This is a genomic window from Phormidium tenue FACHB-1050 (assembly GCF_014696925.1).
Lineage (GTDB): Bacteria > Cyanobacteriota > Cyanobacteriia > Pseudanabaenales > Pseudanabaenaceae > Pseudanabaena.
In genome coordinates, this window is record NZ_JACJQY010000030.1 from 35,135 (window position 1) to 46,817 (window position 11,683).

Annotated in this window: 12 protein-coding genes; 4 read left to right on the top strand and 8 right to left on the bottom strand. The window is 42.9% G+C overall.

The genetic code is table 11. The features are described from left to right. Positions 1–33: 33 nt before the first annotated feature. Positions 34–1,644 (bottom strand): citramalate synthase, encoded by a 1,611-nt coding sequence (gene cimA / locus H6G05_RS16825; RefSeq protein ID WP_190579567.1) that lies wholly within the window; start codon positions 1,642–1,644, stop codon positions 34–36. A gap of 52 nt (positions 1,645–1,696) precedes the next feature. Further along, a complete protein-coding gene (tatC, locus tag H6G05_RS16830) occupies positions 1,697–2,521 on the bottom strand; it encodes a twin-arginine translocase subunit TatC (RefSeq protein WP_190579569.1) in 825 nt (274 codons plus the stop codon). A gap of 465 nt (positions 2,522–2,986) precedes the next feature. On the opposite strand from tatC, the gene H6G05_RS16835 reads away from it, so the two are divergent. Then, entirely contained in the window at positions 2,987–3,382 is a 396-nt protein-coding gene (locus H6G05_RS16835; RefSeq protein ID WP_190579571.1) for a hypothetical protein, read from the top strand. Between the two features lie 241 nt (positions 3,383–3,623). Here H6G05_RS16835 and H6G05_RS16840 read toward each other — a convergent pair whose 3' ends face one another. The 4 genes from H6G05_RS16840 to ureG form a co-directional block, all read right to left on the bottom strand. Further along, positions 3,624–4,505, bottom strand: coding sequence for a bestrophin family protein (locus H6G05_RS16840; protein ID WP_190579573.1), 882 nt, complete (start codon positions 4,503–4,505; stop codon positions 3,624–3,626). Positions 4,506–4,803: 298 nt separating this feature from the next. After that, a complete protein-coding gene (locus H6G05_RS16845) occupies positions 4,804–6,285 on the bottom strand; it encodes a glycosyl hydrolase family 57 (protein WP_408962481.1) in 1,482 nt (493 codons plus the stop codon). 262 nt (positions 6,286–6,547) lie between these two features. Then, the gene (locus tag H6G05_RS16850) at positions 6,548–6,997 is read right to left on the bottom strand and encodes an Hsp20/alpha crystallin family protein (protein ID WP_190579577.1); all 450 of its coding nucleotides are present in this window, start codon (positions 6,995–6,997) and stop codon (positions 6,548–6,550) included. A 269-nt stretch (positions 6,998–7,266) separates the two neighbouring features. Beyond that, positions 7,267–7,860, bottom strand: coding sequence for an urease accessory protein UreG (ureG, locus tag H6G05_RS16855; RefSeq protein ID WP_190579579.1), 594 nt, complete (start codon positions 7,858–7,860; stop codon positions 7,267–7,269). A gap of 79 nt (positions 7,861–7,939) precedes the next feature. Here ureG and ureE point away from each other — a divergent pair, with 79 nt between their 5' ends. The 3 genes from ureE (at position 7,940) to H6G05_RS16870 (ending at position 10,229) form a co-directional block, all read left to right on the top strand. Next, positions 7,940–8,407, top strand: a complete 468-nt coding sequence (gene ureE / locus H6G05_RS16860) for an urease accessory protein UreE (protein ID WP_190579581.1) — start codon at positions 7,940–7,942, stop codon at positions 8,405–8,407. Continuing rightward, entirely contained in the window at positions 8,397–9,128 is a 732-nt protein-coding gene (locus H6G05_RS16865; RefSeq protein ID WP_190579583.1) for an urease accessory protein UreF, read from the top strand. The genes ureE and H6G05_RS16865 overlap by 11 nt, the downstream gene beginning before the upstream one ends. Before the next feature lie 252 nt (positions 9,129–9,380). Continuing rightward, the gene (locus tag H6G05_RS16870; protein ID WP_190579585.1) at positions 9,381–10,229 is read left to right on the top strand and encodes a diguanylate cyclase; all 849 of its coding nucleotides are present in this window, start codon (positions 9,381–9,383) and stop codon (positions 10,227–10,229) included. Positions 10,230–10,421: 192 nt separating this feature from the next. Here H6G05_RS16870 and H6G05_RS16875 read toward each other — a convergent pair whose 3' ends face one another. Together H6G05_RS16875 and H6G05_RS16880 are read right to left on the bottom strand one after the other, a co-directional pair. Then, positions 10,422–11,435 carry a 2-hydroxyacid dehydrogenase gene (locus tag H6G05_RS16875; RefSeq protein ID WP_190579587.1) on the bottom strand — a complete coding sequence of 338 codons (1,014 nt, stop codon included), beginning with the start codon at positions 11,433–11,435 and terminating at the stop codon, positions 10,422–10,424. A gap of 92 nt (positions 11,436–11,527) precedes the next feature. Then, positions 11,528–11,674, bottom strand: a complete 147-nt coding sequence (locus H6G05_RS16880; protein ID WP_190579589.1) for a hypothetical protein — start codon at positions 11,672–11,674, stop codon at positions 11,528–11,530. Between the last annotated feature and the right edge of the window lie 9 nt (positions 11,675–11,683).

Below are 11,683 nucleotides of genomic sequence, written 5' to 3' on the forward strand. Positions count from 1 at the left end.
AAGTGCCGAGCGACGCTCGGCACTTCTTTGCTTTTAAACTTTGGTATGACGCACTGCGGAGAGAAGCCCATACTCGATACCTTCGCCAAGGGCTTTACAAGAAGCATCGATAATATTGTTTGATACTCCCGCCGTTGACCAGCGCCTTTTGCCATTACTGAATTCGATTAAGACTCTAGTGGTTGCTTGAGTTCCAGAATCACTATTGAGAATCCGTACTTTATAATCGGTGAGATAAAAATTCGCGATTTCAGGATAGAAACTAATCAGGGCTTTACGAAGGGCGACATCGAGCGCCGCTACGGGACCATTACCTTCGGCGGCAGTGAGATGTTCTTCATCTTTGACCATTACCTTTACCGTGGCTTGGGAATTCACGCCTCCATCAATGTGAGTGGCATCGGTGGTGCAGTAAACATGAAAACTACTGATTGTAAAAAATTCGGGGCGATCGCCTAAAGCTTCGCGTACTAACAATTCAAAACTTGCCTCGGCTGACTCAAACTGATAACCAATTTGTTCGAGTTCTTTGGTCTTTTGCAAGATTTGCCGACAGGCAGGATCTTCTTTGCGTAGACAAATACCAAAGGTTTCTACTTTGGAGATCACATTGCTGAGTCCTGCTTGCTCAGAGATGACGATACGACGATTGTTGCCGATACTTTCGGGAGTGACATGTTCGTAAGTCAGGGGATTGCGCTGTACGGCACTGACATGAATGCCACCCTTATGGGCAAAGGCAGAAGCACCGACAAAGGGAGCGTGGTCATCGGGAGCAAGATTAACGATTTCGCTGACTTGGCGCGAGACTTCGGTAAGTTGAGATAACTTGGCAGGAGCGATGCATTCATAGCCCATTTTTAGCTGCAAATTGGGAATCACAGTACAGAGATTGGCATTGCCGCAGCGTTCACCATAGCCGTTAATCGTGCCTTGTACCATCGTTGCGCCATGCTGTACGCCCGCGATCGCATTGGCAACAGCTAAGCCAGCATCATTGTGGGTATGAATGCCAATTTGCGGTGACTCACTGCCCCATTGACGCAGTGAGTCATACACAACTTTCGTAATTTTAGCCACTTCATCGGGCATCGTGCCGCCATTAGTGTCACAGAGCACAAACCATTCTGCTCCAGCTTCAAAGGCAGCTTTTAAGGTTTGGATGGCATAGTCTGGATTATTTTTATAGCCATCAAACCAATGCTCGGCATCGTAGCTCACGCGGCGATCGCAACTTTTGAGATAGGCGATCGTATCGCTGATCATCGCCAGATTTTCTTCAAGGGTAGTGCGTAAGCCTTCAATCACATGCAGATCCCAAGATTTGCCAAAAATAGTGATCCACTTAGTCTCCGCCGCCAGAATTGGCACAAGCATTGGATCGTCTTTAGCTTTGATCCCTGCGCGTCTAGTCGAGCAGAAAACCACGAGTTCGGCACTGCTAAGGCGATATTCCTGCATTCGCCGAAAAAATTCGCCGTCTTTAGGATTTGCTCCTGCCCAACCACCTTCGATAAAGGCAACTCCCATCCGATCAAGGCGATCGGCGATGCGTACTTTATCTTCCACAGACAGTGATAACCCTTCGCGCTGAGTGCCATCGCGAAGGGTCGTGTCGTAGATCAAAATATTTTGATTTTCCATATTTAAAATTTTCGATTTCGGTAAAAGTACGCCTTTGACGCACTTTTACTGTTTATTTACCCATAGCCTTAACTAAGAAAATGCCACCAAAGTACAAAATACCAACTGCTCCTGCTAGCAAACTTTGAGTCATCGGATCTGTCGATGGAGTAAGCACAGCGCCAAGGATCACAGCCCCAAGGACAACATAGCGCCAACCTGCGAGCATTCTTGCCGAGTTGACAATACCAGTCATTGCTAATAGTGCTTGAATTACAGGAATCTGGAATGCTAAGCCTGTACTAAATAACAACAACAGTACAAATTCAAAATAGCGATCAATTGACCAAAACTGCTCAACTACATCACCACCATAGCTAATAAAGAAATTGAGGGCGGCAGGGATCAGCAACTCGTAAGCAAACACAATCCCCAAAACAAATAAAATGCTAGAGCCAAATACAATTGGCGCGATCGCGCGTTTTTCCTTACGTGTTAGTCCTGGCAAAATAAAGCGCACGATTTGGTACAAGATTGCAGGACTAGCTACCAATAATCCGCTATAGCCAGCCACTTTGATCGATACAAAAAAGTATTCCCCAGGTGCAAGTTGTAAAAATTTCACGCCCTGAGCAGGAATCTCTAATAGAGCCACAATCTTGTTGACGAAGGCAAAGCAACCAATCACCCCCACAATCACGGCGATTAAGGCATAGAAAATGCGAGATCGAAACTCTTCAAGATGATCGAATAGCGACATCTCAACATCATCGATTGCATCAAGCTCCTCCTCATCGACAGAGGGATCAACAATTGCGATCGCAGACTCATTTACGTCCTCAATAGGTTCTGTGGACAAATCCTGTGGTTGCTCTGCTTCACTTACCGTCTCTAGCATGGTGTCGTTACTAAAATCTACTTGTCGATTGCTTAACCCGATTGCTTAACAAACTTATCAAATAATCGAAGCCTATCGATACTATAGCAACCAAATCCGACTTTGGCGTTTTGAGACTGATATAGCAATGCAAAAGATGAGTGACGGCGCGAAGCGCCGCCACTCATCTTTTGCTAAGACTCTGAGGGATTTGATGTTAAGAACTTTAACTTATCCTTTTTATAGCTATAGCCACCTGTATCAGGACAGATCAAAACCCAAATAGTGTGAGGTGGCGCTTCGCGCCGCCTCACACTATTTGGGTTTTATGTCCTAACAAGAATGGCGACAGCTATATTTAGGCTTAATTTATGTGAACTTTCTGACATTTAGCGGTGTCTAAATAACAAGAATGTTAGATTTAATGATGGGGTTAAAGAAATGTTTCATGTTGAAATACACCATGTGAAATTTCAGGGTAAGTAAATGGCTTCATACAAAGTTTTAGGATTATTGGCGATCGCTGGTTCTGTATTTTCCTTAGATGCAGTAAGTATTAACGCTCAAGTGACTATTGGTGCTAGTCAGCCTAGCGGCTTGTCACCTGCTCAGCAAATTCTCATGGACATGAGACAGACTAATGCGCCTACGGTTGGTGGGGGCAGTATGCAGTTATTAAGGTTTACAGAGAACAACGTCTCGTTTGCACCCCTAGAAGGTTTAGACCGCTTGTTTAATTGGCAGCCCTCAGAAGATATAGGAACCACGGCAGAGAAAACAATGGGCGATCGCGTTGAAGAGTTTAAGCTTAACCAACGTCAGCAGATAGTCTCTGATAGTCAGATGTTTGAAGCTATCAATCGCATTAAAGGCGAAAATTAACTAAATTCCCACAAAAAAGAAAGTTGCTTTGCAACTTTCTTTTTTGTGGGAATTCGAGCGTCATTAACTCTTTCTCAAAATGAAAAGTGGCAGCGCGAAGCGCTGCCACTTTTCATTTTGGTAGGGCTTACGCAAAAGACCGAGTAGGGGAAATTCATGAATTTCCCCTACGATAAAATGAGGATTTTAAGGCGTTTTTGCGTAAGTCCTATTTGGGTTAAAAAAGCGCAAATCCCTCTTTCTATTTGAGAGAATAAGCGATCGCTTGTTCGACATTTGCGGAGACACTTGTACAAATCTCATCAATTGGCAAATCGTTAAAATCATGCCCAAAGGGATTTTCGATTTCGTTACCAATTTGTTCTACACCTAATAAGATAAAACTCACTAACCCTACCGCGATCGCTGCTAGCCAATCGATCTCAGTCACGAGATGGAACGGCAACCCCAGGCAGTAAATCAAAATCAAGCGCTTTAAATAGATGCAATAGGCAGGTGGGAGAGGGGTCTTAAGAATGCGTTCACAACTGGTTAGCCCTTCTACCAAAGCATTAAGATGCCCATTCATAGTTACAAAATAATTAGTGTCAATGCGATCGCTTTGGACTTGTTTTTGCAAATAGTCCCCTAACCAAAGAGTCAATTCTAGAGGAACATGTTTAGCGTTCCGTAATTCGATAATTTCCTTTTCAGTAAGAATTTCATCCAAATCCTGCTCAATGGCTTCACTTCGCAGATGAAGTTTTGTAGCGATCGCAAAAGCCGCTAATAACTTGATCGATTTTTCTTTTTGTAGTTTTTCCCCTTCACTACAATTAGTCGATATCTGCATTAATCTCGCTAAATTGCGAATATTCACCACCAAAGTCCCCCATGCTTTGCGCCCTTCCCAATAGCGATCGTAGGCAGCATTTGTCCGAAACACCAAAAGCAATCCTAAAACCAGATTAAAGACAACATTATTGGTCAAATCACCAAAAACTTTGAGCGATATCTGTGGCTCGTAATAATGAAACAGAGACACGAAGAAGGCAAATCCCGCAAAAATTAGAACTCTTGGTAAAATAATCGGAGCGACAGATCCTTGAAGCTTAAATGCAAGATTGAACCATTTCAAAGTCATAATCTTGGTAGTCGTGAAAGTTGATGGCTTCAAGAATTGTATAATGCTTTGTAATTTAAAGTTGGCACTTATAGCTTTAGTCACTTGTATTAAAACCAATCAAACCCCCAAAAAGCAAGAGACAGCGCTTCACGCCGCCTCTTGCTTTTTGGGGGTTTGATGTCCTAACAAGACTGGCGATCGCTATAGTAACAACTTCACAGTAATTACCGATCAATCGAACCACAAGAAGATTCTTAAAAGTTTTGCGAAGCAAAACTTTTAAGAATCTTCTTGGTTTGGGCTTAAGCGCGATAAATTACAAAGCTTCACCACGTCGATAGAGTTCGCGGGCATAGTCTGTCCAAGTTCCCTGTCCCCAATAACGGAAGCAGCTAGTTTGGACTAAAAGATTGTAAAGTAGAGCCTGCTGATAGTCCGATCGCTTAGTAACTGAAGGATCTTGGGCTACAAGCGCATCATATTTTTCATGGAATTTGGCACTGAGTTTATTCATCGGTTCCAACACGTTTTCATAGCCATGCACCCAACTCATGCTATTTGTCCATGAAGCGCCATCCATATGGAATTGATGGTCACTTGCTTTAAGTTCAGTGATTGCTTGCTCAACGGCGGCTGTACTCAAATTATGGCGATCGCCACTTTGATCAAGCTTATTCCAAACCTTGTGCTGTTGCACTGCTTGAATCGTCGGGTAGTCAAGGGGACTGACTCCAGCCGCCTCAATCATCTCCAGATACTCTGTTCCATTTAAGCCCACCACTCCCGAACTGCCACGACCATTATTCTTCAGTTGATCCCATACCAACGGATAGTCTCGAGGGAATTCATTCATCATCACGCCGCCATTCTCACCATCGGCAATTTGCGTAACTAGCGAAGGTACAGAAATATTACCAAGCATCTGTCTGCTCCGACCTTTTGCCTCATGATAAGGTTGCATTTGGGCGACTAGTTTCGTATCTGAGCCTTGGGTTTTAATCAAAGCAGTGATACTAATCGATTCGCCAGTGGAATTCATCGCTACTAAACGATTAGGCAAATATTTCTGATCTTGAGTTAGTCCTGAGCCATCAAGACTTTCTACGGAATGTTCCTGAACCATTAGCCATCGATAGCCGCATTCTTTGAGAGCCTTTATATATTCATAGAGTGTATCGGGATGATTGGGAAGATGCATCTCAGGTGGTGAGAAACCTTTAACGCGCTTCAGAGCATCAATGCCAAAAATAGAAGCAAAATGACTTTGCCATGCTTGAATATGTAGTTTTATGTCAGGAATTGGTGTCGATGGAATTACCGCATGACTCCACATTGTACCGAGCCATTCCACATAGGGCTGATATTCGCGATCGCAGGTAATGCGTTTGAGATTGTCCAAAATGTCATGGCGTTGCATCTGCTGCAATCCCCAGAGCAAATTTCCTGAATAGTCCAACATAATCCGAGGATTGCTGCCTTGCGCCACTAATTGCGGGATAAATTCTCCCATGCGGCTATAGCACCATGCAAATACCGAAGCGTTGTGGTTATCACCTTCGCCCTGATGTTCAAACATATTTTGCAGGTTACAAATTAGCTCTCCATTTGCACCTGCGGGAATCGTCGGTTGGTGCATATGTAATGCACAGGCAAAGGCTGCGGGAATCTCTTCAAGGCGCAGATTATTATCGTTTAAAAATACAGGTGCATCATCTTGGACGGCACGTTGAATTACGTCTTCATTTCCGCAAATAGCGGGGAAATCAGAGGCAACAAAGCTTGACGGAGTAGTTGTAATCAAAACTTGTAAAACCTCAATATTAAAGTTATAGCAGATTAGAGATTAGTCCAGACTAATCTCCAATCCGCTATATTACATTCTGACAGCACTTGGGAATTATAGCTGCCGTCGATTGTGTGAAGAGAATGGCGGCGCTTCACGCCGCCATTCTCTTCTTGGGTTTTATGTCCTCATAAACTTGGCGATAGCTATAAAAACCAGCCCCACTAAGGGCTTTAAAAGCACAAAATGACATAGCCATTTTGTGCTTTGGCATTAATTAGGAAGCAGGTAACTCAGCAGCAACGTTGACTTTAAAAGCTTTGACTTCATTAGCTTTAGGCAAAGTCAGTGTAAGGATGCCATTGGTGTATTCGGCTTTTACTTGTTCATTTTCGATCGCTACAGGTAAGGCAAAGACTCGGCGGAATTTGCCATAGCTCATTTCACTCCAGTAGTAGCCTTTTTCAGATTCTTCTTTACGTTGAAGATGACGCTCGCCAGAAATTGAGAGGGAATCCTTGGTTACTTGGATATCGAGATCTTTGGCTTCGATTTCAGGAAGTGAGAGTCTCAGAGTTAAGTGGTCACCATCGTCGCGTAGTTCACTAGCAGGAACCCATCCACCTTGTGATGTTTCTTGCTCTAATGGTGCAAACTCGCGGAATAAGCGATCAAATTGACGACGTACTTCTTCCATTTCTTGGAAAGGTTGCCAACGTACTAACATAAATATCACCTTGAGCTATTTCAAAACAACAATGAGTTAACAATGAACGTTAGGAAGTAGATAAAGAATTTGATGTTTTGTACTTCGCTTTCGTTCACAGAATTATTATGAAATAGCTGCAAAGCTATGAGGAGCAGGAGAACCACACTTTTTAAGTGTGGTTCTCCCTACATATGTTTGTGCTTTGGGATTAGGACATAAAACCCAAGAAGTGAGGGGCGGCGCGAAGCGCCGCCCCTCACTTCTTGGGTTTTGATTTGTCACTAAACTTACATTTTTTTGATAATAAATTCTGTAATTTTGTCTAATCCTTCTTGGGTTTTGAGATTACTAAATACAAAGGGTTTCTCACCGCGCATCTTACGGGCATCACGATCCATGACACCTAGATCTGCACCAACATAGGGGGCAAGGTCAATCTTATTAATTACTAACAAATCAGATTTAGTAATTCCAGGACCACCTTTGCGAGGGATTTTGTCACCTGCGGCAACATCAATCACGTAAAGCGTTAAATCTACAAGTTCAGGGCTAAAAGTAGAAGCGAGATTATCACCGCCGCTCTCTACAAATAGTAAATCTAAATCGGTAAAGCGAAGTTCTAACTGCTCGATCGCCGCCAGATTCATCGAAGCATCTTCGCGAATAGCGGTATGAGGGCAACCACCCGTCTCAACTCCCACAATACGATCGCGGGATAGAGCCTCACTACGAACTAAAAATTGAGCATCTTCTTGCGTATAAATGTCATTGGTGACAACGGCAATCTGGAAATGCGATCGCATCGATTTACAAAGGGAATCAACAAGGGCAGTTTTTCCAGACCCAACTGGGCCAGCAACTCCGACACGAAATGGTGACATTGGGATTTATCCTGCTTATATATAGGGTAAAGTAGAAACGACGCTTTGCGTCGTCTCTACTTTACTGTAATTTTAGCCAATGCACATTGTTACACAACGTTTATCGAGAACAGATTTATCAACAGACGGAAAGCAATTGGTTGATCAAAATTCTCTCTTAACACTTGCACTCATTGCTGAAGATAGAACCCGCAGCCGTCACCGATTTATGACTGTTGAAGGAGAAGAGATTAATTTGCAGCTTCCAAGAGGTACAGTACTTAGAGAAGGGGACATTCTCGCCGATGAGCATAGTCAAGCGATCGCCATTGTTGTTGCTAAGCCTGAGTCGGTAGTGACGGTCACGGCTAAGCATCCCCTTGAATTTTTAAGAGCAGCCTATCATCTAGGTAATCGTCATATTTCATTAGAAATTACGGAAACCTATCTGCGTCTATTACCTGATTCAGTTTTAGAAGACATGGTTTTACATATGGGATTGACCGTAACTCACGAAACTCAACCTTTTCAGCCTGAGTCAGGGGCTTATCATCACCATGATCATTAATCCAGATTCTTATCAATTATTGCGACTATTGCAGCTCACTAGCCCAGCTTTGCCAGTGGGTGCTTACAGCTATTCTGAAGGAATTGAATATCTTTGCAGCAATGGCACTATTCAAACTGAGTCAGATCTGTGTGATTGGTTACAAAGAGAGATGCATTTTGGATTTGTGACTAACGAAGCCGCGATCGCCCTACGCGCTCATCAAGCCTTAATGTCTGACAACATCACCGCGTTAAACTACTGGAATAATTGGCTGTCTGCCACTAGAGAAACTGAAGAAGTCCGTCTTGCCAGTTGGCAAATGGGTCAGTCTTTAATGAAGTTATGGCGGCAACTCCCAGATCACCAAGAAGATCAATTAGCGATCAATAAATCGATCAATGAACTTTTGCCAACTGCTAAAGAGAATTCTCTAGGGCAAGGTTGTAACTATGCGATCGCCTTTGGAATTGTGGCTGCAAGTTTAGGAATTGATGCTAGTAATACAACAGTTGGCTATCTTTATAGTTGGCTATCTAATCTAGTTAGTGCTGCGGTTAGATCGGTTCCATTTGGACAAACCACAGGGCAACAAGTCATATTCAGGCTTAGTTCTGATATTCTTCGTAGTTCTCAATTAGCCTTAAAACGTTTAGACGACGAATTGGAATGGTGTGGCTGGGGTGCGAGTTTAGCTTGTGCTAATCACGAAACTCAATATTCGCGATTATTTCGTAGCTGATGATTGCCTGAAATTTATTAAAACTGTTGTAAAACAACAGTTTTAATAAATTATTAGTGGTTTATTAACTTATGTATAGCTGTCGTCAACCATGTTTAGAAAAAGACCAAGCTCAAAAGTTAATAGCCCTGCAACTCGCCACCATTCACTTTTGGGCTTTATGTCCTAATACATTGGGCGACAGCTATAGTGTAAATTTGGCAATTTTTTAAAGCTGTTCTAGAATTGCTAAAGCCAATCGATTAGAAAAGTATGGAAACTGAAAACCCCCAACTAGTTACTACTGACCACCTTTTCTTGGCTAAGGTTGAGCGTTTGGAGCAAGAAATACAGTTATTGCGAGCTCAGAATATTATTTTAAGAGAGCATTTAGATGCAAAAATTACGCAAGGAGAACAACTAACACAAGCTAATCATCGTCTGCAAACGGAAATAATTGATCGTCAACAGACAGAGACTGCTTTGAGATTGCTTTTAGATCGACTTTCTAGTGAAATGAATGATCTGGAGATCATTCTGGATACTACCACATCCCATAGTGACACGATTGAAGCTCTGCTTTACGACCGAGCTTTATCCCTAGCCCGCGAAGTTACTATCGACGGTTTGACCCAGATTGCGAATAGACGAGCCTTTGACCAAAGATTAGAAATAGAATGGCAACGCTTAGCTAGAGAGCATCTACCACTATCTGTGTTATTGTGCGATGTAGATTTTTTTAAGCGCTATAATGATCGCTATGGACATCCTGCGGGAGATGATTGCTTGCGGACAGTAGCCAAGGCGATCGAGGCTTGTATTCGTCGTCCTGCCGATCTTGCAGCTCGCTATGGTGGTGAGGAGTTTGCGGTGATTTTGCCAAATACTCTCAAAGAAGGGGCTACCTTTATTGCTGAAGAAATTTGTCATGCTATTGGCGAGTTACGTATTCCCCACGAAGCCTCTTTTGTCAAAGATCGAGTTTCCGTCAGTATTGGTATATCTACAGCTATGCCTGAGAGGAGTGTACATCCAAGAAGCATCATTGAATCGGCGGACAAGGGTTTATATCTAGCCAAAAATCAAGGACGCGATCGCGCTGTATATAGTAGTAACTATTAACCATATCCAAACCCAAATAGTTTGAGGCGGCGCTTCGCACCGCCTCAAACTATTTGGGTTTAAATGGCGACAGCTATAGCAAAAAAAGAGTTAGCTAGTACAAACCAAAACCTCAGAATCGAGTGGCGGCGCTTCGCGCCGCCACTCGATTCTGGGGTTTTATGTCCTAAGCAAAACTTGCTTTGCTGTAGTTTATTTTGAGGCGATCGCCTGTTCGATCTTGACTTCATTTAGACAACTTCCATTTTGCTCAAATTCAGTAATATTGGCGAGTGTGGTTTCAGCAATATTAGCTAAAGCATGACTGGTAAAGAAAGCCTGATGTCCCGTCACAATCACATTGGGGAAAGTTAACAAGCGTTGAAATGTATCATCTTGAATAACTTCATTGGATAAATCTTCAAAAAACAAATCTGCTTCTTGCTCGTATACATCAATACCGAGATAGCCGATTGCACCTGATTTCAGCCCATCGATCGCGGCTTGAGTATCAATCAAACCACCCCGACTAGTATTAATTAACATTGTGCCAGTTTTCATCTGAGCGATCGCTTCCGCATTAACCAAATGATGGGAGTCAGGTGTCAGTGGACAATGGAGCGAAATAATATCTGACTGGGCAAATAGTTCGGTTATTTGCACATAGGTCATTCCCATTTCTAAGCAAGCAGAATTCTGATAAGCATCATAGCCGATTAATTTACAACCAAATCCCCGCATAATCTGGGCAAAAATCGCCCCAATCCGACCAGTCCCAATTACCCCAACCGTTGCCCCATGTAGATCGAAACCAAGCAATCCTTCAATGGAAAAATTACCTTCTCTAACACGGTTATAGGCGCGATGGACTTTACGATTGAGCGATAAAATTAAAGCAACAGCATGTTCGGCCACTGCATAGGGAGAATAAGCGGGAACACGCACAATCGCCAGTCCTAAATGTGATGCAGCAGCCAAATCCACATGGTTAAATCCCGCCGATCGCAAAGCAATTAATTTTGTACCACCTTGAGCCAACTTCTCTAACATCTCAGCATCAAGGTAATCATTAATGAAAATGCAGACAGCAGAATATCCTGCGGCTAGGGAAACAGTCTCATGACTGAGATGACATTCAAAAAAAATTATTTCATGTTGGTGCTGTTTGTTCGCCGTATTAAACGATTGGCGATCGTAGGATTTGGTATTAAAAAAGGCGATTTTCATAATTAACTTGAGAGAAGTTTTTCTACCAGTGATAAAGTCTCACTTAGTGAGACTTTATCACTGGTTAATCAATTTTTGCGTAAGTCTTATAGTTATTGTGTAGTTTCAATCCCTTCGGCGATCACCTTAAGTTCTATAGCAATGCAAGGTTTGATTAGGATATAAAACCAGAAGATGAGTTGCGGCGCGAAGCGCCGCAACTCATCTTCTGGTTTTGGGTTTGTACTGGCTAAACTCATGTTACGCAG